This window comes from Nostoc sp. (genome assembly GCF_036917135.1).
Classification (GTDB): domain Bacteria; phylum Cyanobacteriota; class Cyanobacteriia; order Cyanobacteriales; family Nostocaceae; genus Nostoc.
On record NZ_JBALEA010000091.1, the window covers coordinates 116,072 to 139,315 of the forward strand.

Annotated in this window: 18 protein-coding genes; 3 read left to right on the forward strand and 15 right to left on the reverse strand. The window is 40.6% G+C overall.

Going from position 1 to position 23,244, the window contains the following annotated elements; translation table 11 throughout:
- Nucleotides 1-257 precede the first annotated feature (257 nt).
- The 7 genes from V7K50_RS29335 to V7K50_RS29365 all read right to left on the reverse strand — a co-directional run bounded on the left by V7K50_RS29335 (nt 258) and on the right by V7K50_RS29365 (nt 12,381).
- The gene (locus V7K50_RS29335) at nt 258-482 is read right to left on the reverse strand and encodes a hypothetical protein (RefSeq protein ID WP_334966316.1); all 225 of its coding nucleotides are present in this window, start codon (nt 480-482) and stop codon (nt 258-260) included.
- Nucleotides 483-1,742 (reverse strand): calcium-binding protein, encoded by a 1,260-nt coding sequence (locus tag V7K50_RS29340; RefSeq protein WP_334966318.1) that lies wholly within the window; start codon nt 1,740-1,742, stop codon nt 483-485. It lies immediately after the preceding gene.
- A gap of 348 nt (nt 1,743-2,090) precedes the next feature.
- A complete protein-coding gene (locus tag V7K50_RS29345) occupies nt 2,091-5,075 on the reverse strand; it encodes a tetratricopeptide repeat protein (protein WP_334966320.1) in 2,985 nt (994 codons plus the stop codon).
- Nucleotides 5,076-5,868: 793 nt separating this feature from the next.
- Entirely contained in the window at nt 5,869-6,114 is a 246-nt protein-coding gene (locus V7K50_RS29350) for a hypothetical protein (protein WP_334966322.1), read from the reverse strand.
- Between the two features lie 435 nt (nt 6,115-6,549).
- Complete coding sequence (locus V7K50_RS29355; RefSeq protein WP_334966324.1) at nt 6,550-7,338, reverse strand: peptidylprolyl isomerase; 789 nt, start codon at nt 7,336-7,338, stop codon at nt 6,550-6,552.
- Nucleotides 7,339-7,487: 149 nt separating this feature from the next.
- Nucleotides 7,488-9,026 carry an HlyD family efflux transporter periplasmic adaptor subunit gene (locus V7K50_RS29360; protein WP_334966326.1) on the reverse strand — a complete coding sequence of 513 codons (1,539 nt, stop codon included), beginning with the start codon at nt 9,024-9,026 and terminating at the stop codon, nt 7,488-7,490.
- A gap of 298 nt (nt 9,027-9,324) precedes the next feature.
- Entirely contained in the window at nt 9,325-12,381 is a 3,057-nt protein-coding gene (locus V7K50_RS29365) for a peptidase domain-containing ABC transporter (RefSeq protein ID WP_334966328.1), read from the reverse strand.
- A 242-nt stretch (nt 12,382-12,623) separates the two neighbouring features.
- Here V7K50_RS29365 and V7K50_RS29370 point away from each other — a divergent pair, with 242 nt between their 5' ends.
- Entirely contained in the window at nt 12,624-12,767 is a 144-nt protein-coding gene (locus tag V7K50_RS29370; protein WP_334966330.1) for a hypothetical protein, read from the forward strand.
- Between the two features lie 2,049 nt (nt 12,768-14,816).
- Here V7K50_RS29370 and V7K50_RS29375 read toward each other — a convergent pair.
- The 8 genes from V7K50_RS29375 to ssuD all read right to left on the reverse strand — a co-directional run bounded on the left by V7K50_RS29375 (nt 14,817) and on the right by ssuD (nt 20,492).
- The gene (locus V7K50_RS29375) at nt 14,817-14,876 is read right to left on the reverse strand and encodes a hypothetical protein (protein WP_334966605.1); all 60 of its coding nucleotides are present in this window, start codon (nt 14,874-14,876) and stop codon (nt 14,817-14,819) included.
- A gap of 16 nt (nt 14,877-14,892) precedes the next feature.
- A complete protein-coding gene (locus V7K50_RS29380) occupies nt 14,893-15,321 on the reverse strand; it encodes an NAD(P)-dependent oxidoreductase (RefSeq protein WP_334966332.1) in 429 nt (142 codons plus the stop codon).
- Between the two features lie 406 nt (nt 15,322-15,727).
- Nucleotides 15,728-16,051 carry an NAD(P)-dependent oxidoreductase gene (locus V7K50_RS29385; protein WP_334966334.1) on the reverse strand — a complete coding sequence of 108 codons (324 nt, stop codon included), beginning with the start codon at nt 16,049-16,051 and terminating at the stop codon, nt 15,728-15,730.
- On the reverse strand, nt 16,026-16,403 hold the full coding sequence (locus V7K50_RS29390) for a hypothetical protein (protein WP_334966336.1): 378 nt from the start codon (nt 16,401-16,403) through the stop codon (nt 16,026-16,028). The genes V7K50_RS29385 and V7K50_RS29390 overlap by 26 nt, the downstream gene beginning before the upstream one ends.
- A gap of 122 nt (nt 16,404-16,525) precedes the next feature.
- Nucleotides 16,526-17,029, reverse strand: coding sequence for a GNAT family N-acetyltransferase (locus V7K50_RS29395; RefSeq protein ID WP_334966338.1), 504 nt, complete (start codon nt 17,027-17,029; stop codon nt 16,526-16,528).
- A gap of 473 nt (nt 17,030-17,502) precedes the next feature.
- Complete coding sequence (locus V7K50_RS29400) at nt 17,503-18,273, reverse strand: ATP-binding cassette domain-containing protein (RefSeq protein ID WP_442944681.1); 771 nt, start codon at nt 18,271-18,273, stop codon at nt 17,503-17,505.
- Nucleotides 18,274-18,409: 136 nt separating this feature from the next.
- Complete coding sequence (locus V7K50_RS29405; RefSeq protein ID WP_334966342.1) at nt 18,410-19,234, reverse strand: ABC transporter permease subunit; 825 nt, start codon at nt 19,232-19,234, stop codon at nt 18,410-18,412.
- An 88-nt stretch (nt 19,235-19,322) separates the two neighbouring features.
- Nucleotides 19,323-20,492: an FMNH2-dependent alkanesulfonate monooxygenase gene (ssuD, locus tag V7K50_RS29410; RefSeq protein ID WP_334966606.1), complete on the reverse strand. Its 1,170-nt coding sequence runs from the start codon at nt 20,490-20,492 to the stop codon at nt 19,323-19,325.
- 841 nt (nt 20,493-21,333) lie between these two features.
- On the opposite strand from ssuD, the gene V7K50_RS29415 reads away from it, so the two are divergent.
- A complete protein-coding gene (locus V7K50_RS29415) occupies nt 21,334-22,044 on the forward strand; it encodes a TVP38/TMEM64 family protein (protein WP_334966344.1) in 711 nt (236 codons plus the stop codon).
- Nucleotides 22,045-22,152: 108 nt separating this feature from the next.
- A complete protein-coding gene (locus V7K50_RS29420; RefSeq protein WP_334966346.1) occupies nt 22,153-23,139 on the forward strand; it encodes a glycosyltransferase family 2 protein in 987 nt (328 codons plus the stop codon).
- Nucleotides 23,140-23,244 lie beyond the last annotated feature (105 nt).

The following is a 23,244-nucleotide window of genomic DNA, read 5'->3' on the forward strand; positions in this document are numbered from 1 at the left end:
AAATAATCCTTAGTTGGTGCATAGTATAGCCCAAGTTGTTGTAAATAGGCAATGAGTCAGGGACTAAGACTAGAGCTTGACGAGCAGGTATGTTTCGTTCCATAAGATAGAGATTTTGTCAACAGTATGTCCGAAAAATAAGCCTTGAGTTAGCAATTGGAACTTTTCGATTACTAACTCAACGACATCATAGAGTTTACGGTTAGCAAAGCCTCTCACAGAAAAGCCATCCCTATTTTATTGGGCGGTCAGATTTTTTAATTACCTGATTGTTTTAACTTAGACGCTTGTAAATCAGAGTCTTTTCGGGAATGAAACAAGCAATTAGCCTTAAGGCGATTTACAGGAATAAATATACCGCCGCCGTTGGTTTCGACTTCGCTCAACCAACTGAGAGATCGAGAGTTGAGCGAAGCGATGCACTGAGCGTAGTCGAAGTGTCGAAACTCGCCAACACAGGTATTTTCTTTCTCGGAAATCACCTAAGTAAAGAATATTGATTGAGAGTTATTAATCTGACTGGCACTCACACCGGAAATTAGTATTGTTTCTTGATTAAATGAAGAACCTAATGTGAGGATAGCACCATTACTGGTATCTGCTATACTACCTAGCTTTGTCCAACCATCTAATACAATCTGATCAATACCAACCTGGAAATCTTGAATGGTATCAAAGTCATTTTTAAACAAGGTATCGCTACGTTTGAAAGTAAATGTGTCATTACCAGCCCCACCAACCAAGACATCACTTCCGGCACCACCAATCAGAGTATCATTACCCAAACCTCCATAGAGTGTATCATTGCCAGCGCCACCTTTTAGCAAATCATTACCTTGTCCGGCGTCGAGGATATCATCACCTCTATTTCCATTTAGCGTATCATTCCCTAAGCTGGCATAAATTTTGTCCGCACCGTTGGTTCCCGTCAGATTATCGTTCCAAATCGTGCCATAGATAAAATCTTGACCCAGGTTGCCAATTAAAGTATCTCCTGCCAATTCAACATTACTGGTATTAATTTCGACTATAGTTAGGTTAGTATCGCTATTAAAAGTCCGTTGATAAGTCCCAACAGCACTACCATTCACGAAGTCACTACCATTGTTGCCATCAATATCATAACTTTTATTACGACTGTCAATCGTAACATTGCGACTACGACTAAAGGTTAGATTCCCCAGTTGATTAGAGGAGACTAATTTACCCTGGACGCCAAAATAATCTATAACTACGGGATTATTAGGGTTTGTGGTGTCTAACACTAAAAAAGTGCTTTTAGACTGAGCCTTGTTATATTCAACGTTACTATTTTCAATTTCTTTAGCTGTCAGTGCCAAATTTGCTGAAAAGTCAAAAGAGAAGAGTTGATCGGCGCCAACTGTAAAACTAGCAACTACCTTTGTTTCGGTGTTGGAATTACCTGTAAACTGACCATCTGATCCAGTGACTGTAGCATTGGTGAAGAGTGAGGAAAAAGTTGGGTCATTGCTAAAACTCGTTCGAGCATTACCAATAGCATTAACTACGCCACCTTGAACTAATAAGTTCACCTGGGCATCAGTCAAGGTTGATGAGGGATTTTGACTATAGTCTGAAAAAGTAGTATCCCCTTGAGCAGTAGCATAATTAGGATTAGAATCGGAAGTGGGAGCTGGGCTGGGATTGAGATTGAGTCTGAGTCTGCCATTGAAAATAGTTGAGTTTGAGCGTATACCTCTTAGTCCTGCTCTTGATGACATAAAAACCTCTATTGATTTTGTTAGTTGTAGTAGTTCTCGATTGGGTGAGGTATAGTTTCGACCTCCCTGCTTCTTAGTAGAGAAGCTGGGAAATTTTCCTCTTCCCGCGTCGGAACGGGGTTAGGGAATTAGGTCACGCCGTGTGCAACTTTATCTCAAACCTAACCCCCAATCCCTTCCCTACAAGGGAAGGGGAGCAAGAATCAAAGCCTCTCTCCGTTTCGGGGAGAGGTTTGGAGAGGGGTTCCAAGAATAAGTCGCACATCGCATTAGGTCTGTCTGTATACCTGTACCTCACCGAATTGAAAACGGCTATAAGATTCAAAGCTTTTTGATCGCAAGCAATATCTACGACGGGCTGTTTGGTGGCGCTTCTTCCATCTTTCCTTGTTCTTTCAGTACCACCTCCAAGTTATTATGGGCTTCTACCAAATCAGGTTGTAGTGCGATCGCAGATCGATAATAAACAACAGCAGTTTGCCAATCAGCTGCTTGTTGGCGGACAATGCCCATCTGATAATTCAAGTCAGCATAATAGGCTTGTTTCTCTGTTGAGAGCTTCCTTTGGGCAAAAAGCGCATTCCCTAAATTGACTTCCGCTTCTATGCAGTTGGGCTGAAATTGCAGAGATTTTTGATAAGATGCGATCGCTTCCTCCCATTTACCTTGTTGTTGCAAGGTGTAGCCCAAATTGTTGTAAATTGTCCCGGCATCTGGCCGCAAGGCAATAGCTTTTTGGTAAGCGTCTTCAGCTTCTGGTAATTGTCCTTGGGCTTGACGCAAATTGCCTAAACTAAACCAAATTTTCACAGCGTTAGGCTGAACTTGCGAAGCTGCACTCAAAAATTTCTCCGCCTCGGTAAATGCACCTTTCTGCTGTGCCAGTATCCCTAACCCATATAATGCTTCTGAATAGTCTGGTTGTTTTTCTATCACCTGACGATATAGCTGTTCAGCTTCGTCTAAGCGATTAGCTCGATGATGTTGAACTGCAAGTTGAAACAGTTCAGCAACATCTTGGGCATCAAATTGTCTTGGTTTATTAACCACCTGCAAAAGAAAATCTTCTAGCGCTCTGACTGGCTTTAAATCGCCATATAATTTATGTTTATTTTCTGCAACTTGCTGGGAGATATATTGCCTATATTCAGCATCTTTCCCCAGACGGATGGCTATTTGCACATATTCTGCTTTATTTGAAGCGATCGTCTCTTCTATACCCATCATCTTCAAAATTGCCAGAGAATGCCGTCCCCGCATCAGTTCTCCTGGTAAAGTGACAACCGGAATATTATGGGCAATAGATTCCAGGGTAGAGTTACATCCAGACCAACCAATACTATCCAAAAAGACATCTGCTAAAGCTGTAGTCCCAGCAAAATCACTGTCATTCAGGTTAGACAAAAATAAACAGTGATTTTGATAATCCAACCCTAATGCTGCAAAAGCATGGTTTAAACGTTGGCGAAATACTTCTGTAACCTCTTCACTTGGGTGTTTAATAAACACAAATTTAGAATTCTCTAACTCTTTAGCAATGGAGGAGAAAACATCATCATGATTTGGCAAATATTTAAATAATGACTGACAACACCAGAAGAAAATATCATCCTCTTTTAAACCTATATCTGGTTTCTTAATTTCTGCGGGTATAATTCCTAAAGGTATGTAATGAATAGATAGATTTGGTAATCTAACTAATTTTTCTGTATAATGTTCTTGAGCATTTTCTGTTTCCATTAAATCACTGCTCAAGTAATAGTCAATTGTCGGTAATCCACTGGTATCAGGGTGTCCCCAAGATGTCATTTGAATTGGTGCTAATCTGAGACAACCAAGTTGGACTGTCATTTGCTCCATCCCAAATTCTGGGAAAATTAGGATATGTAATTTATCTTGCGATATTATTTCACACAACTGTTCAACTGACTGAACACCATGAATAAATTTATCAAAAGTCTTGTTGGCACTGATTGTTAAATTGTCTTTTTTTATCCCAGGCTGATAACCAAATAGTTCAAATTCACTTCTATCTAGATTTTCTATCCAACCTTTAATAGGAATTTTCCAATTAGAATGATTATAGAAAAATGCTGAGATAATACCAACCCGAACCTTTTGATTTTTATCTAAAATTGGCATAGCAAGCGGCTGGCTATATTGGGGATAGCGACTCGACATAATCTGGCAAATCATTTCCCCATAATTTCGCTGTAAGTCTCGGTCATTTAAGCCTTGATATGCTAAATAAAAGGGCTGAAATGCTCCCACAGCCTCGGCTGCTTTTGCCCGTTCTTCCTGATTAGCTAATTCATAACCTTTAGCTAAATTTTGTAAATGCTGTTGATACTGATTTCGTCTGAATTCAATTTCATCAACACTAGAATAAATAATTGGCAGTTGGCTGATACAAATACCCAATTTAGCGCTAGCATAGTTTGGCGTAAGTTTGACAGCTTGTTCAAACGCCTCTACTGCTGCTTGCATTTTGTTATTATGTGTAAATGCTATTCCTAAGTTGTGATGGATATAATCAAGATCAGGTTGAATTTTAATAGCTTGTTGATAGGATTCTATGGCGGCATCAAATAGATTGAGTGCCGCCATAATATTTCCTAAGTTGTTATGGCTAATTGCAAAATCAGGTTGAATATTTAAAGCGGTTTTGTAAGCTTCTATTGCTTTCTGGAATTTTCCTTGTTCCTCGAAAACATACCCTAAGTTATGATAGGCATAATGATAATCTGGTTTAATTTTTATTGCTTGTTGGTGAGAATTTATCGCCTCATTTAATCGCCCTTGTTTTTGGAGTACATCTCCTAAATTAGTATGAGCTGATACAAAATCTGGCTGCAATGCAATAGCTTGACGATAATATAACTCTGCTATCTTGAAATCGCCTGCCTGTTGCTTACCGAAAGCAAATTCATGATTTAAGTCTGCATAGCGGACTTGTTCTTCTGGTGACAGCTTTCCTTGAATGTGAAGAATATTACTGATATTGATTTGCACTTCTATGCAGTCGGGGAGAATTTCCAGTGCTTTTTTATAACAGGCGATCGCTTCTTCTAGTTTACCCTGTTGTTGGAGAGTAAACCCCAAGCTGTTGTGTATTGCGGCTGCTTGTGGCTCTAATTGCAGGGCTGCTTGAAAAAATTGTTCTGCATTTTGATATTTTCCCTGCTGCTGCGCCAGCATACCTAATCCATATAACGCCTCTGACTGCTTGGGATTTACGTCTATTATTTGACAATAAACCTCTTCGGCTTGGGTGAAGAGCTTGGCTCGTTGATATTTGCTTGCGAGTTGGAGAGCCTCAGAAATTGTAGTCACGTCGCTTTCCTCCAAATTCAATTAATCTTTTATTCCCATATCTGCAAGGAACTCAAGTTTCTGAAACTTATAACTGAACTCGCTTAAAATCCACTGATTGATTACTCACTAAACTTAGTACAGCATTTCTTAAGTTTGTAGCTTTTTTCAACGCAGAGGTACGCAGAGTTATCCCAAATTTAATTGGGTACGAATTTGTGCAATTTTGTACTTCGTTAAAACGAATTTTACCTTTCTCTACCTTTCATGGGTTTACCAAAGGCTTAAGGCTACGGGAAAGTGTTTCACTTATTACACGCCAAATCGAAAAATGCCTAGATTCGGAGGTTTGGTTGACGCACGAAACCAAACAAATACCTTGGGTTTCCCTTCGCTCAACCCAACCTACAAAAAAATGGCGAAGGTATTGTTATTACTATTAACCCAGAGTTTCAATTCAGGGCGGGCAGACAGCACAGAGTGTAGCCTGGGTTGAGGACTACATATTGTAAAAATTTATTGCGAAAACATCTCTTTGAGGTCAAACAATGTATTTTAGGTAAAAGCCGAAGGTTCAAATGAGCTAAGAGCCTTCGGCGATTTATGAATCTACTAGATTTTTGAGCCTAACTCTACTTGCAAAAGTTAATACTTTTTGTGAGTAGAGTTTAATTCTTATTAAATAAGTCGGTCACTGGAAATAAACCAAATTATGTTACTAAACGTAAACAGGTTTAAAACCCTTACGAATGACTAAACACAAAGCATAGCCCTCGCCAGTTAGCTTTAATTGCGCCGACCTATTTAATTACTATCAGCTGCTAGAAGCCGAGCCTGATGCGTAAACGGAAGAACTAGTAGGAGTAACGCTGATAACAAGATTACCTACAGTGTTTGTTGTGTTGCCGGTTGCAGTAACACTAAGATTTCCACTAGCGGTGTTGGGGGTAGGCTTAGGTGCTGGGGCTGGGGCTGGGGCATTATAACGATGATGACCACCACCAAGCACGTCTCCTACGGAAACACTAACTTCTAAGTAGTTTAGATCAGAAATAATCATTTGAGTTTCTCCTAAATTTCGTAACTTTGTTTTGGAATCTTTGTAGCCAAATTGTTTTTGTTGCCTACATACTTAATATAGCTTATTTTTCAAGAAAGTCAATCTTTTTTGAGAAATATTCGATTAAAAAAACTAATATGCTTAAGTTGGATTATCATCATTTACAGTATTAATTGAAAATAGAAAAAATCGGATCGGAAATTTAGGCAGTAATGAAAATTATTGCCGCCTAGCAAGAGTTATAGCAATTTAAGGTAGTTTTTTAATTGCGCTAAAATAGCACTTTGTAGATTTATTTACAAAACACTAAAAAAGAAAAATTATTGAGTTTTTAAGTAAAGAATACCTGTATCCACAAGCTTTTTGAAGGCTAGACATATCTATCCTAAATTAGGAGAAATAAGTGAGCTACAAAAATATTTGGAATTTCAAAACTTATTTAGTCTTGGTGAATAACATATCTAGTGATTCCTTCGGCGATCCGTCTGAGTCTATTTGAGTAACTATTTTCATCGCGTTGATTTGTTGCTTTAACCAATCAGCAAATAATTCTGTAATGATTTTTTGGCGCAACTGTTCATCTAATTGGGGTTGAATGACTTCTTCCACCCAAATTAAATACACTCCCTTGGGAGTCGTAATCGGTTTGAGAGCTTCTGGTGGTGCAGCAGCAAATACAGCCGCTCCAATCTCTGGACGAAAATCTTTGCGATATCGGAGTCCTTGATATCCATAAGCACGGCGGAGTTCTGGTGCTGGGATATATAAACGAGCGATTTCTGGAAAATTGATTTCGCCTTCTTCTAGGGCATAAAAAACCTCTAAAGCCAAGTCCCGATCCTCGAAGACGACTTCGTAGGTAACGGCGGCGATATATTCTAGTTGGTGTTCATAAAAGTGTTTTTCGAGTTGATGGGAAAATAGATGATTCGCTAACTTCCGCGAAAGAATGTTGTTGTAGGCTAATTCGTCAAACTCATTCACAGACAGGTGGTGTTTTTCTAGCCATGTCCAGGTGTCTTTAGCTTTAACAAGCTTCTTCGCGAACCTTAATTCATCTCCTTGTTCCTGTACTTCTTCTGGTGTGACTGTAATTCCTGCCTCTTGAGCCGCTTCAGCAATAATACTTTGGGATGCGATCGCTTCCACAACATCAGGGATCTGACAGGAGAGTTTGAGACTGTGAATGATATCTGAACTAGAAATGGTCAGATTGTGGGGCATAACATGATATTGGGTATTGGGTATTGGGTATTGGGTATTGGGTATTGGGTATTGGGTATTGGGTATTGGGTATTGGGTATTGGATATTGGATATTAGAAAAACTCTTCCCTAGTCCCTAGTCCCTAGTCCCCAGTCCCGATCGCTCTAACTACATCTGTAAACCGCCTTTTTGCAGCTTCTTGAACGGATCTAGAACAAAGTCAATCACCCGCCGTTGACGAATGATGACTTCAGCATTTGCTGTCTGTCCGGCACCTAATCGAATATGTTTGTTGCCACTTTGGACATACTGCTGGTTTAGGGTGATTACTAACTCATAGGTTTCGGTGTTGCCTTGGGGTGTTTGGCTAACCTTCGAGTCAGGAGAGATCCAAGTAACTTTTCCTGGCACAATGCCATACTCTTGGAAGGGATAAGCATCAAACTTGACTTTTACTGGCATTCCTACCTTCAAGAAACCGCTATCCTGATTAGGCATACTTGCTCTGAGTACGAAGTCTGCATTGTTGGGTGCGATTTGGGCAATCCTTTGACCGACTTGTACCACTGCACCTGCCTTAGTGGTGGGTAATTCAAAAATCACGCCATTAATTGGCGATCGCACCACTCGTTGCTGAATTTGAAGTCTTGTAGATGTCAGCTCGCTTTTAGCCTGAGCGACGTCTGATTGCGTTGCGGTTATTTGTGTCTGTATATCTTTTAGCTGTTCCTGATTTTTCATTACAGCCAGTTCTCCGGCTTGCACAACACTTTTATAGCTACTTTGTTCCTCTTGCAGTCTGAGTTTTGCTTGTTTGATATCAGACTCCAAGGTTTTGATAGTTACCTGATAACTATTTAGCTCTTGGGCTAAACGCAATTGGGCTTGTTTAATATCTGATATGGACTTTTGATAAAGTCGTTTGCTTTCTTGCTCTTGTTTTTTGAGTTCATCAATTTGGGTATCAGAAACCGCCCCTTCGTTAACGAGTTTAGTATAACGGGCAACTTGCCTAGAATCTATACTCAAACGGGTTTTAGCCGATTCCTGATCATCTCGACTGGTGGAAATTTGCTCCTCTGCTTGTTTAACTAATGATTGTTTTTCTAACTTCTGGACGTTATAGCTACTCAATTTGGCATCCAGATTTTGCTGTACCTGGTTAAGTTGAGCGGTTTTTTCTAATTCTTGGGATTTATTTTGTTGCTCTAAAAGGCTAGTTGACATTAACAGTTGATTTTTGAGCAATTCCAGTTGGGATTGCCGATTTTGTAGCCCTTGCAATTTGCTTTGGACTTGTTGCAGTTCTGTTTGCAGCAAATCGGAGTCCAGTTCCATTAGAACCTGTCCGGCTCTGACTGTATCTCCTTCTTTGACCATAACTGCTTTGACACTCCCACCAGTTTGAGAGTCTAATTTTTGAGTTGCGCCTTGAGGTTCTATACGCCCTCTGGCGCTGGCAGTCTCATCTACTTTCGAGAGAGTTGCCCAAGGTAAGAATAGACCAGTAAAGGCGATGAGTACATACAACAAACCACGAGTCCAAACTCTAGGTAAGGCATTGAGCAATCCTTCAGTACCGTAGTGCAAATCTTGACTGTCATTTTCTGCCTCGGTCTGCTCGTTAAACTCTACCGATTCTTCTTGCTGTGTGTAACTTTGATGCTCATCTTGGGGAAGTGGGGATGATCTATTGGGATTTGGCATGGCTTTATTTGGGATAGGGGAGTTGGGATAGGGGAAGGTGGGGTCACCTCTGGGGATAAGGGGTAATTGGGAGTGGGGGGAGCAGAGGAAGAAGAATTATTAATGCCCAATACTTCTCTTCGAGAGGCTTCGCCAACGGCTTCGCTCAGTACAAGTGGCCAATACTTCGACTTACCTCGGCTTCGGCTCCATCGAGCGAAGTCGAGATGCTCGGCACAAGTCGCGGTTCCTGAGCATAGTCGTTCGCGTAGCGTCTCGTAGAGAAGGGCAGTACAAGTGCCCCATATCCAATGCCCAATTAACTAACTTGAGCGAGTTGTTGTTGATTCAGGTAGTAATAATGACCTTTTTTAGCGATTAATTCGTCGTGGGTACCGCTCTCTACCAAAACGCCTTGATCTAAAACCAGGATTAAGTCAGCGTTGCGAACTGTAGAGAGGCGATGGGCAATAATTACACTTGTGCGCCCTTGAAGAATTGTTTTGAGATTGTTTTGAATAATTCGTTCTGATTCGGAATCTAGGTGGCTGGTGGCTTCATCAAATAGTAATAACCGAGGATTTCCGAGCAAAGCCCGAGTGATCGCTAGGCGTTGGCGCTGTCCACCAGAGAGCATACCTCCACCTTCACCAATTTCAGATTCGTAACCCATCGGAAGTTTTTGAATAAATTCATCGGCTCCGGCATATTTTGCTGCTTGGATAATTTCTTCTGAAGAAGCATTGGGATGAGCGATCGCAATGTTTTCGCGAATACTCCCACCAAACAGAAAAGTATCTTGATCTACAACGCCGATTTGAGAACGGAGCGATCGCATGGAAACACTACTGATATCATCACCATCAATGAGTATTTTTCCATCTGTCGGTGGGTATAAACCCAAAATTAATTTACTGAGGGTTGTTTTTCCCGAACCGCTCCGTCCCACGACTGCAACCATCTGTTCCGGCTTAATTTCAAAGTTGAGATTTTCTAGTACGTTAGTCTGACTTTCTGAGTGATAACGAAAGGTAACATTCTGAAAACAAATGTTACCGCGAAGCTTACCCAACGACTTGCGGGGTTTAGTTTCTAAGTCTTCTTCTGGTTTCGCCTCCAACACATCATTAATGCGTTCGGTAGAAATCACGATTTCCTGTAATTCATTCCACAGCAGAGCAAGTCGCTGGAAAGGATCTAAGACGTTACCCACCAGCATATTGAAAGCAACTAATTGTCCAATACTCAGTTGGCCATTAATTACCTGGGTTGCTCCATACCACAGCAATGAAGTATTCACAAAGGTTTGGATGACACCACTGATAATTTGCAGGCGATTGCCAATTATTTGAGCATTAAAGTCTTTTTTGATTAAATCATTCAGCAGTTCTTCCCAACGCCAACGCACTGTCTGTTCAATTGCTAATGAGCGGACGGTACGAATTCCACTTAGGGATTCGATCAGATAGCTTTGTTCTTTGGTACTTGCATTAAAAATATCTCTGGAGATGCGGCGCAAAATACTTGTGCTGGCCAGCGCCAAGATAAAAAATGGCGGTACAGTACACAGCACGAATAATGCCATCCGCCAGCTATAGGAGAACATCAAGGCCAGATAAACCACTAATGTCATCATATCCAAGACAATGGAGAGTGTCTGACCAGTCAGGAAGTGCTGAATTTTCTGGTTTTCTTGGATGCGCGAGACTATATCCCCAACGTAACGCGACTCGAAATAAGAAAGGGGTAAGCGGAAGGTATGTTTGATAAAGCCTACGAGTAGGGCGATGCTAATGCGGTTAGCAGTATGAAATAAGAGATATTGCCGTATAGCGTTGACAGCCACACTAAACAACCCAAAAACAATCATCCCCAAACCAATGGCGTTTAAGGTTGTCACACTGCGTTGCACAAGTACCCTGTCGAGCAACAACTGGGTGAATACTGGCGTTACCAGTCCAAATAATTGAATTACTACCGAAGCTATAAAAATTTCTACCAGTGTCCGATAGTGAGGTTTGATTAACTCAAAAAATTTCCAGAAGCTTCTACTTTCGTCTTTAGCATTTTTGAGTAGGGCTGTAGGTTCCAGTAACAATGCATAACCAGTCCAACCTGCTTGAAATTCAGCTTTTGTTAGGCTGCGTTGACCAATAGCCGGATCACACACAATCACCCGCTTTTTGGTGATTTCATAGACAACAATAAAATGTTTGCCTTCCCAGTGGACAATTGCAGGTAAAGGTTGTTCTGCTAATTTATCAAGAGTGGCTTTCACCGGACGGGTGGCAAAACCCAGGCTTTCTGCTGTTGTTGCCATCGCCTTCAGAGATGCACCGTTGCGGGTGACGTTGGTCATATCCCGCAGGCGATTGATACTATAATGTTTGCCCCAATAGTTACCAACCATCACCAAACAAGCAGAGCCACAATCAGCTGCACTTTGTTGGGCATAGAAGGGATAGCTCTTGGTGATGCGTTTCCACCAATGCCCCATTTGTACTTTCGGACTGGGAAAGTACAAACGCGATTTTTTTGGCTGTTCTTCTGACTGCTTCTCTCTTTGGGGAAAAGGAATAATTTTAGATTTTGGAGATTGGGAAGTTTTTTCCCCAGTCCCTACTCCCCACTCTTGACTCTCCAATCCCCACTCCCCCAACTCCGGGAAGTATTCTAATGCTGTTTGCTTATGGTCATTTTTCAGAATGTAGGCAATGGTTGGTTGGGTTGCTTGCCAATCTCCTTGTTCTGGTTGGGCAAAGATTGTACCTGGTGTCAAAGAATGACCTTCAGAATGCCCCAGTTGACCTCTGTACAATAGCCACAGTTGCGAATCTTGGGATATTTGTGGATTTACAGAGCCAGTTTCTAACTGGTGGCGCTCAAAGAGAGATAAAGCTTTGAGCATTCCTGGAACTTGTGATGTATGGCGCGGAAATTGTGATGCATGGCGAGATAACAACAGCAAATCCCAAAGTTCTGCATGGGCGAATAGGCGATCGCGAATGCTAGGATACTTCTCTATCAACCTTTGCAATACATCTTGCCGGAAATAGCCAAGTTTTAAGTTTGTCGAAGCTCTGACTACATAAGCACTAAAGTTAGCTTCGGGAAACAGAGTTAGTTCGCCAAAAAAAGACCATGCACCAAAGGTAGTGATTAAATTTTCAGAGCTATCCAATAGTCGTACTTTACCTGTGAGGACAATGTAGATACCAGGATTAGTCTGTGCAGATTGCCAGAACTGCTTTGCTACTGGTGGCTCCACAATCTCCATTTCTGCCAGGAAGTTTTGTAATTCTTTTTCTGAAAGCTTTGCACCTAAGTTGTACAAGAGCCTTTCACCCAGATGTTGCTCAGAAAGCACTGGAGGCATTTTCTAATCTCCACAACAGAATTTAGTTATCAGTCTTAATCAGATTCAAAAATTAATTAAAGATATTCGTCTAATGCCGTATTTTCACTGAGGAAACCCTAAGTCTTCTTAGAGTATTATTAGGAGGATAAAGGATGGTAATAACTATCTTTCTTTTCCATACAAGGTATTTTTATTTGGTGGAGAGCCTTATTAGTACCAGTTAATGTAACAATTTTGGCAATTACCAGCGCCCGTAATTGATGATTAAGAGGAATTATTATCAAAGTGACCAAGATTTGGTAAGTCCAGCGATCGCCATGCAAATTCTTCCAGTTCTCAATCACCAACGGTCAAAATTTTTCCAGCTATTGATTGTTAAGGAAGGTGTCCTGGGTAAAAATTAGGTTTCAGGCTCTTGAGTAAGACCTGACCCGGAAAAAGCCTTACAAAGAATGATTTCAGACTTTTCTAAGTTTTTAACAGCATTATCTTGACTAAAATGGTGTGACATAATTGTGTTTCCATTGAGTCCTAAATTATGGGCAAACCTAATCCATCGCAGTTGTGCTATCAAAGCCTGACAGCAAAAAGACCACAGACACAAGTCTAATTGACCCTAGAAGGTTAATTAGATGTTTACACAATGTGGAATTGGTATCTAGTGTTATTCACCTAGTGTTTTGCAAGTCTAGGGGATAGCCTCGGGCATAGCCTCAGTGTCTACGATGCAACCTCGATCACTAAAAAGCTAGCTTTGGGTAGGCTACAGGAAGTAGAAGATTACAAAAACTAGAGAACAGATCACAATTTGGTTTAAGTGATACTTTACTAATAAAGTAAAATTTTACCTAAACAAATGTTGCTCAAGTTCACTTGGAAGATTCCAGAACCAACCAATTCTTTCCCAGCATTGTCTAGTATCTGTAAGGTAACATCTAGCAAATCATTTGACGCTCATATTATACCTCCGATGATGTGATAAATGCAAGTGATCAAAAGAAAATTACAAACATTATATTTACACAATTAGCTTACACTGCTCAACTTTAAATTTGAATATTTTATGAGTTTCTTAATGTATTTTTTTTTAGAATGACCTAATAGGTAATTTTTATTGAAAAAATATATTTAAAACCCATTTATACATTAAATCTTTAAACATCTAAGTGGCGTAGCATGATAGAAGTCATAAGGCCTTATATTGTTTATTTAACATTTATACTAATTTATTTGAGTTAGCAGTGAGATGAAACACGTTAATACTGTGATCGAGAACACAGCCTAGCAAATTCTTGCAATCATAGCATTTTCACAATGTAAAGATATGGCAGAAATGCATATCATAGCTTGATATAAGTTGAAAAAGATCCGTGATGTTTAAATGAGCCTATAGTTAAAAATATTCATGTAAAATGTTTACGTCACAGTTAGAGCAAGCAGTGCTAGACACTTTTGTAGCCAAAGGCTTAGAAACTCTCCTTAATATTTTCGAGCAGGTTGAAGCTCTGACCAAAGATTTTGCCCCCCGTGCAGGGGCACACAACAAAGATACTTCTTTTCCCCCTGCAAAGAGCCTCTTGTTGAACGAGAGCTAGGAATGGCAGCTAGAGGCGGATTGCCCGGGACAATTGCCCAAGGAACAGCAGAGGGCTGGCGTTTAACAGGACATAACGCAGTACACCACGGGCAGTTCCATTCTCAGCTACTTTGTTGTTTGGGCACGGACAACTGAGAATGAACCCTAAGTTAGAAGTTTTCTGGTTCTGCCTGATCTGCCAGGTTTGCGAATTGTCAAAACCTGGGATCACCTGGGGATGAGAGCTACAGGCAGCCACGATCTAATTTTAGAGAATGTATTAATTCCCTGAGAGTATGCTCTAAATATCAGCCCCATATCAGTTGCACCATCTTTTAAGCCACTGATTTTCCACTTGGGGCAGTTTCACAGTGAGTGCTTTATAAGCTAATCGGCATTTACAGCTATTTTCAGGTAAATAGACCACGCGGTAGGGGCACAGCATGCTGTGCCCCTACGACAGATGTGGTTCAAATACATGAAAACTGCTGTAAGTTGCATAATCAAGGCGCTCATGTTGCCCACCCCACAAAGAGATTAGACTTCTTGCATAAATCAAAAACAAGAACCCCACCCCGCCTTTAACTTACGTAAAAGTCTCCCCTCCCGAAGAGCGGGGAGGGGTGTTAGGGAACTTTTGCAAGAAGTCTATTTATAGTTTGGCTCAAGATATTGACAAGGGCGAGTTTGACACTCTCAGCACTGAATGGCACTAAGAAAACCCTAAAGGCTTGTGTTCCCTAGTTCCCAGCCTAGAGGCTGGGAACTAGGGAACACAAGGGCTGTATTTTAATTTAGTACCATTCCTCTCAGCACTAAAGTGTCTGAGATTCTCAAGAATCAGAATCTCCATAGATACTGATCCGCCAAATAGCCTCTAGACAGTCCCTACGATCGCACCACGAGCAATATTAATTAGGTAAGCAGACTGACGCATAGAGCGCAATGCACTTTCATCGATCAAGCCCCAAAAGCTTTAGCACGGCACGAAATGCGATCGCTTGACCGATATTTCCTGTACCGAGAATTAACAAAGTTGTGTCTGCCAACTCTTCGAGAAACACTCCTCTTACCCAAGTGTGTTCATCCTGCAATGTCTGCAATTTTCGCAGATTCTTGGCATGATAGAGCATGAATGCTAGTACAAATTCCGAAATTGAAATTGCGTGAACTCCTGCGCCATTAGTGAGGATAATATCCTTTTGCAAAAAATTTGGTGTGAGGATGTGATTCACGCCAGCACTCGGTGACTGTTGCCAACGCAGTGCGGGTGCTGCTGTCAGTACTTTGTCAAGGGTAGAAGTTTTCAGGTAAAATCCGTTGACATAAACTTCTGCATCACTGGCATCACCATCCAGATTACCTTCACTATCCACTTCCACAACATCTATATTAGATTAGACATCTCCGAAAAAGAATTGTTTTGACGTAGCAGTGCTACGTCAAAACAAGGGTTCTCGGTAACGCATATTTAATTTCTGGAGATGTCTATTAGACGGTAGGTGTGGCTCAATATCTGCAATGAGATGATCGGGTAAAATTAATTTCACCATTTGCCACTCCCTGATTTTATTTTGGATTTTGGATCGCACCTTTGGTGCGCTTTCAGCACAACTTGGATTTTGGATTATGCAACCCAAGCTTTAGTACCTCTTCATTTTTAATTGTTGGCGTTGCTGATTGCGGGATGAAAAATAAGTTTGCGTTATTTCAAAATCCTTGTAGAGACGTTGCATTGCAACGTCTCTACATCCAAATTCATACCTCGATTCAGCAACACCTAATTGTTTAATATCCTGCTTCTTTGTCTACTACATTTCGTAATGGTTTACCAGCTTGGTAGCGCTTCAGATTGTCGATAAATAGTGCTATTGAACGCTGTTTACACGGTGGTAAACTACGCCATTCATCAGCACCCACTACTTGATCAAAATTTGGTAGCTCTTGGGGATGACGGCGACTGCCAATTATTATTAAGCCGAAGGGTTTAGCACGGGCAGCAATTTCTTGACCAATACCACCAGCACCGATAATTAGCAAAGTTGCATCTGTTAACTCTTGGATGGTGGATGGTAAAGCCTCTTTTTCAGTGACGTTCTGCCTGTAAAGCATATAATTCTCGCAGGTGTTTGGCATGAGCCAATATATAAGTGATCACAAATTCGGCGATGGGAATTCCATGTACTCCCGCCCCATTTGTGACGATAATATCTCTTTTCAAATAAGTTGGTGTCAGGATGTGATTAACTCCTGCATTTGGTGCATGATGCCAACGCAGTGAAGGTGCTGCTTCTAGTATTTTATGCAGCGTCGGACTTCTGGATAAAAACCAACTGAAATAAACTTCAGCATCCCTAGCATCCCCGTCTAAATTTCCTTCAAAATCTACACTTACAACCTCTGTCTCAGGCGGTAGATGAGGCAGAATTTCAGCAACGATATCAAGCGGCAAAATTAGCTTCATTGTAGATTACCTCTTCTTTCTTTGCAGGGCTAAACTTTAGAAAATAGCTCTGTTTAGTCAAAAATTAAGTGCTATTTTACCTTGGCATAAATTATGATATTAAAGTAAGAATATCTGAATTTCTAGTTAATCTTTAAAAACATAAACTCCAGATCGAAATATTGATTATTAAATTTATACGCCATTTTCTCTATTCCATATATTTGAAAACCCAAAGATAAATAAAGTTGTTTTGCGAAGAAATTACTTTTAACAACATCAAGTAATAACATTTCTAACTCTTTAACAAGTTTTGCTCTTTCAATTAATTCATTTAGTAATAATTTACCTATACCTTTCCCTTGATATTCTTGTTGAACATACATACTACTAATATATGCTTTGTGCCTGAGCTTTATTCTGGATTCTTGATGAAATGCAACTATTCCAATTAACTCTTTATTCTCAAAGCAGCCCAAAATAAAGTTATTGTTATCTACTAGTATTCTATCCCGAAATTGTTCTATCGTCTTAATTGCTTCTTCATGATAAGTTGTGCCAAATGAATCTTGATTTTTATATAAAGCTTCTAATCTGATCTGTCTATAATTTTCTGCATCATCCTCTGTTAGTTCTCTAATTATCATTAGATTAAATCTAAGTAATTGATATTTATTGTTTATTTTCAATAAAGCGATATAAATTAATAATTATTATGTTCAAATACGGTTCAGTTAAGAATTGTTGGTATTGATTTTAGGCATATAGAGACGTTGCATTGCAACGTCTCTACAAAAGACATCTCCGAAAATTAATTCTGCGTTGCTCGAAATCCTTGGTAGGGACAATTCATGAATTTTACCTACGTCATTTTCGGAGATGTCTAAAGGATTTGGAGCTTAACTGAAGCGTATTGTATTATGTTCTAGTTTATCTATATCGTGAATATAGAAAAAATCACCAAGAGGTGCAGAGAGCAGAGTTGAGAGGTTTTTTGAGTGTTCATAAACAATTTTCGATTGCTATAGCTGCTTTTTAAGAGGAAGTTTTAATCTGGAAGTAGCCTATTTTACCGCAGCTACCTCAAGCATTATATTAATCAACTAACAAAAGCTAAATCTCAACTACTCAACTGCAACAATTGGTTATTTGCCTGAGTACTTTGATTGCTCATTACTCGCTGAAGAATTGCTTCTCTGATATTGATAAACACTTCACTACTTCTATCTCGCGGGCGTGAAAGTCTCACAGATAAATCCAGAGAAATCTGTCCTTCATCAATCACTATAACTCGGTCTGCCAGTGCCACAGCCTCTTCCACATCGTGAGTAACCAAAAAAGCAGTAAATCTTCGCTCTTGCCATAAGTTTTCAATTAATTGCTGCATCTCTAGGCGAGTTAGAGCATCTAATGCTCCCAGAGGTTCATCTAGCAACAATAAACGGGGCTGACTGACTAACGCTCTTGCTAATGATATTCGTTGCTTTTGTCCACCAGATAAAACGTAAGGCCACTCATCAGCCCGATCTTTGAGTCCGACTTTATCGAGTGCCCACAAAGCCTTCTCATGCCAATTACCTTCTAAGCCCAACCCCACGTTCTGAACAACGCGCTTCCACGGTAGCAAGCGTGGATCTTGAAACATTACTGTTACAGAGCGGCTGAGTCTACGCAGTGGTTCTCCATCCAGTAGGATTCCGCCTGAAGTTGCTTTATCTAATCCAGACACAAGACGCAATAAGGTACTTTTACCACAACCACTTCGTCCGACAATAGCGACAAACTCACCAGTTTCAACTTCTAAATTCAGCGAGTTTAAAACAGTTTTTTTACCAAAAACCTTCGTCAAATCCAAAATACTTAGTTGTGTACCTTGTATAGCATTAGAAATCACTTGGAAAACCTCCTCTTTTAGAACAATTGGGATTTAATTATTTAATGAGACGTTCAAGAAAGCAAATCACACTCGAAATGAATAGAAGTCAAAAGTTAAAATCAGGACTTTTAAACCTTTGACTCTGATGATTTTAGCTTTGATAATTGGGATTCCAAGCCAAGAATTTTTTTTCTAATCCTTTGGCGATCGCATCTGCTAATTTACCCAGCAGCGCATAGATCACAATACTCAAAACCACGACATCAGTTTGCATAAACTCACGGGCATTCATTGCCATATAACCAAGCCCGGAATCGGCTGCGATCGTTTCTGCCACAATTAGTGTCAGCCACATAATCCCCAAGGAAAAACGGACACCAACCAGAATCGAAGACAAAGCTCCTGGAAAAATGATTTGCCACAGAAGTTGTGGTGTTTTCAATCCATAGACTTTTCCCATTTCAATTAGTCCAGGGTCAACACTGCGGATACCATGAAATGTATTGAGATATAACGGGAAAAATACCCCTATTGACACTAGAAATAATCTAGCTTGATCGCCAATACCAAACCAGAGAATCACTAGCGGAATTAATGCTAAATTTGGGATAGTACGGAGCATTTGTAAGGAACTATCCAATAATTTTTCTGCTACAGGGGAAAAGCCGTTGAGCAATCCCAAACCGAACCCAATACTACCACCAACTATAAAACCAGATATCGCCCGCCCAGCACTAATGCCTATATTTTGAAACAGTTCTCCGGTGGAGCCTAGTTTAATAGCTGTAGCGATTACGCCACTAGGGGCTGGTAAAATTCTGGTTGAAAGTAAACCAGTTCTAGAAGCAAGTTCCCAAAGAACTAATACCGTAATCGGCACAACCCAGGGAATTATTTTCTGGACTTGCGGGTTGTCTAACACCTCCTTCAGGGATATATTGCTGTTGCTTTTGGTGTGTTTAAGGGTAATAGTCACGTCGCTTCGCTCCAAATTCAAAATTCAAAATTCACTCATTACAATCCCCATAAATAAATTTAGGGGCTTGTACACTTTTGTGTTTCGGTCATGAAGCACTTGTTAGTTGTTTAGCAAACTTTTCATTGACGACAATTTCGCTAACAGAACTCAATATTGGTGGCGTTAAAGGTGTAGGTTCGCTCTGTAAAGGTAGGCGTGGAAATAATAATTCAGCAGTGCGATACGCTTCTTCTAAGTGAGGATATCCAGAGAAAACGAATGTTTCTATGCCCAGTTCTTGATATTCCAGCATCCTAGCGGCAACGGTGTCGGGATCTCCAACTAGGGCTGTACCAGCACCACCCCGCACTAATCCAATTCCTGTCCACAGGTTGGGGCTAATCTCTAAGGTTTCTCTACTACCACCATGTAGTTGACTCATGCGGTGCTGTCCTTCAGAATCAGAATTAGCTAAGTCTTTCTGAGCTTTTGCGTTAGCGAAGCTCGCCGAAGGCATCGCATCCTCATCCACATACTTAATTAGCTCATTGGCTGCATCCCAAGCAGCAGACTCGGTTTCTCGCACAATGACATGCAACCGAATCCCAAAACGTACTGTTCTACCAAGTTCCGCCGCCAGTTGCCGAACTTGGGCAATCTTTTCGGCAACTTGCTGTGGTGGTTCTCCCCAAGTCAGGTAAACATCAATGTGTTTAGCAGCAACCCGCTTGGCAGCAGCAGATGAGCCACCAAACCACAAAGGTGGATAGGGTTTTTGAACTGGTGGGAATAAAAGCTTACCGCCTTTAATATCCAGGTACTTTCCCTGAAAATCAACTGTTTCCCCACTGACGATACCCCGCCAAACTGTAAGAAATTCATCGGTTAAATCATAGCGATCGTCATGACTAAGATGTAAGCCATCTCCAGCCAGTTGCACCGGATCGCCACCTGTTACTACATTAATCAACAATCTTCCTTTAGAAATCCGGTCAAATGTTGCCGCCATCCGTGCAGCAGCACCTGGAGAAGTAATTCCTGGACGAATTGCCACGAGAAACTTCATTTGCTTGGTGACAGATATGAAAGCGGCGGCGGTAATCCAAGCATCTTCACAAGAACTCCCTGTGGGTAACAATGCGCCCGTGTAGCCTAAACTATCCACAGCTTGGGCAATTTGCTGCAAATAATCAGGTGTGACAACACGAGAGCCAATATCTGTACCTAAATAGCGTCCGTCATGAGATCCAGTAGGAATAAACCAGAGAATTTGCATTTTTGTCAAGGTATGAGGGCTTAATCTACTATAAATCGACACAATTACCGTAGATTGTAATCAGTATTTTACAGCAAATTTTTTAAACCGCCAGTTATAGATTAACGATTCATCAAGAATAACTGCCCAAAAAATTGACTCTTTCGTGGATAATCGTGGTAATCATGACATTTTTGCTGTCACAATGGCTGTCGTGAAGAATACAAGTTTTATGTTAATTACCCACACATTTGCTGACGTAGTAAGTAGGTGGGCGCTAAAAAACACAACTAGATTAAGAAATGTAAATCGCTTAAAAGCTTACATTCAAAGCGTTTCTGGTGCTTTACATAAGTTTACGTAGTTCGGTTTAATTGTGCCTACCTACTTAAGTGTCAGCTTCCGGTTTCATCAAAAAAAGCCTTTCTAGCTTGCGGTTTCTTGGTCTGTGCTTCGATAGAGGTTATGATCGCTGATGGCTAAGACTATTTAATACAATATTAATGATTAATGAAATAGACCACTAGTACCGCAGGGCAGAATTCCAAATTTCAAATTCCAAATTCAAACTAGGTTTACAGCGTAAGCGTTTCATTGATTTGCAATGGGTGGTTTATTTACGCCGTGCTGTACTAAGTCGATAGGTGGGAATAAACCAAACTATGTTACTAAAAGTAAACACGCCTAAAACCCTTACCAATGACGTAGGCGCTTCTCTACGAGACGCTACGCGAACATGAGTTAACTTTATTTACGCCCACCTACTTAGTTTCCAGAAGTAAACTTTTAAATAATTAATTAAAGAAAGGGCAAATTTGAGAAAGATGAGTTTTGTTACAAAAAAAGTAGGGGTAGAGTTCTAGTGTGGAACTTGAAAGCTGGTATTTTAATACTCATACTGGGTTGCATAATTGCAACTGGTATAGCAGTATATCTTCTTGGCGGCATTGAACCAGCACAAATTCAAGCTTTGCTGAAATCCTTTGGGATCTGGGCACCGATTATTTATATTGGTTTGTACGTTGTGGCAACTATGTTAGTTTTGCCGTCAACGGTGCTGAATTTGACTGGAGGTGCAATTTTTGGCCCTTGGCTGGGTACTGTCTGGACTAGTGTTGCAGCAGTGATTGCGGCAATAATTGCCTTTGTTTTTACTCGGAGTATTGGACGCCAAACAGTTACAAAACGACTAGCAGGACGCTGGCAAGCTATGGATGTTGAGGTACGTCGTGGTGGGCTTTTTTATATGTTTGCCATTAGACTCGTACCGATTATGCCTTATGGCTTGGTCAACTTTGTGGCTGGACTGACTTCGATCAGCTTTAAAGATTATGTTCTAGGTACAACACTTGGTACTGTTCCTAGTGTCTTACCTTTTGTACTACTAGGTAGTTCTGGTTTAAAAGCAGTTAAGACAGGTGATTTGTTGCCGCTAGTACTCGCATTAGGTTTAACTGGAATCCTGATAGGGGGGTCTACTTGGTATCGGCATCGTCTGACTTTTCTGAAAAAAGCTGTAGAAAGCCTTAAAAAATCAGACTCTTCAGATGAAATCAACCCGAAGAATAAATAAAGTTATCGCAATCTGACTTGAGTGTTGCTATATATACTGAGAACCAAACCTTTATGATTACAACCAGTCTGTTAGCTTGGCTGTTCAAAAATTAAACAGGACTCATAGATGATACCAAAGTATTCATTCATTGTTCCAATTTATAACGAAGAAGAAATTATTCCTGAACTATACCGCAGACTCAATATAGTTATGAATCGGATGGATGGTCTTGTTGAATTAATTTTAATCAATGATGGTAGCCGCGATCGCTCCTTACAACTACTACGAGACCTCCATCAAAAAGATCCGCGCATTTGCTATCTGAGTTTTGCTCGTAACTTTGGACACCAAATTGCAGTTACTGCTGGTCTCAATTTTGTCCGGGGTCAAGTTATCATCATCCTTGATGCTGACTTACAAGATCCTCCAGAACTAATCCCTGATATGGTTGAAAAATGGCGACAGGGCTATCAGGTCGTCTACGCTCAACGCACTCAACGCCTTAAGGAAGGATGGTTTAAGCGTTTTACTGCCTACTTCTTTTATCGCCTCCTCAAGAAGCTTGCAGATGTAGAGATTCCAACTGATACGGGTGATTTTTGTTTAATGGATCGGCAGATCGTAGATATTCTCAATTCTATGCCAGAACGCGCCCGCTATATTCGTGGTTTGCGTTCTTGGGTTGGCTTTCAGCAAACATCAATTCGGTTCGAGCGCGATCAGCGCTTTGCTGGGGAAGTTAAATACACTTTCAGCAAATCCTTGGCACTTGCCATAAATGGTCTAGTGTCCTTTTCAATTGTGCCACTGCGATTATCAACCTACTTAGGCTTAGTAGCGGCGGCGGCGGCCATCTTCATGGCTTTATTAGTCTTATATTGGCGGCTTTTTGTTCCCCATTCGCCTTTAACCGGGTTTACGATTATTTTGATGGCAATTTTCTTTCTCGGATCTGTGCAGTTAGTCAGTGTTGGTATCTTAGGCGAATATATAGGGCGCATTTACGAAGAAGTTAAAGCCAGGCCACTCTATACTTTGGCTGAGGTGGGTGGTTTCTATTACAAATCCTCCAACTCAACGAATAATTCTGATCAGCTAGATAAATTATCTTGAACAAAAATTTATCCCACACCTCCCTACGGGTCGAATCTAGGATGAATTTTTCATAATTGCAACTTATTAAAACGATGTTCTGACTTCGGCAATCTTTTGTTCTAC

What these genes read in the sequence shown, in the direction of transcription:
- V7K50_RS29340 (WP_334966318.1), bottom strand. Translation starts at nt 1,742, where the DNA reads ATGTCATCAAGAGCAGGACTAAGAGGTATACGCTCAAACTCAACTATT.
- V7K50_RS29350 (WP_334966322.1), bottom strand. Translation starts at nt 6,114, where the DNA reads ATGATTATTTCTGATCTAAACTACTTAGAAGTTAGTGTTTCCGTAGGA.
- V7K50_RS29355 (WP_334966324.1), bottom strand. Translation starts at nt 7,338, where the DNA reads ATGCCCCACAATCTGACCATTTCTAGTTCAGATATCATTCACAGTCTC.
- V7K50_RS29360 (WP_334966326.1), bottom strand. Translation starts at nt 9,026, where the DNA reads ATGCCAAATCCCAATAGATCATCCCCACTTCCCCAAGATGAGCATCAA.
- V7K50_RS29365 (WP_334966328.1), bottom strand. Translation starts at nt 12,381, where the DNA reads ATGCCTCCAGTGCTTTCTGAGCAACATCTGGGTGAAAGGCTCTTGTAC.
- V7K50_RS29370 (WP_334966330.1), top strand. Translation starts at nt 12,624, where the DNA reads ATGATTAAGAGGAATTATTATCAAAGTGACCAAGATTTGGTAAGTCCA.
- V7K50_RS29385 (WP_334966334.1), bottom strand. Translation starts at nt 16,051, where the DNA reads ATGCTTTACAGGCAGAACGTCACTGAAAAAGAGGCTTTACCATCCACC.
- V7K50_RS29390 (WP_334966336.1), bottom strand. Translation starts at nt 16,403, where the DNA reads ATGAAGCTAATTTTGCCGCTTGATATCGTTGCTGAAATTCTGCCTCAT.
- V7K50_RS29395 (WP_334966338.1), bottom strand. Translation starts at nt 17,029, where the DNA reads ATGATAATTAGAGAACTAACAGAGGATGATGCAGAAAATTATAGACAG.
- ssuD (WP_334966606.1), bottom strand. Translation starts at nt 20,492, where the DNA reads ATGCAAATTCTCTGGTTTATTCCTACTGGATCTCATGACGGACGCTAT.
- V7K50_RS29420 (WP_334966346.1), top strand. Translation starts at nt 22,153, where the DNA reads ATGATACCAAAGTATTCATTCATTGTTCCAATTTATAACGAAGAAGAA.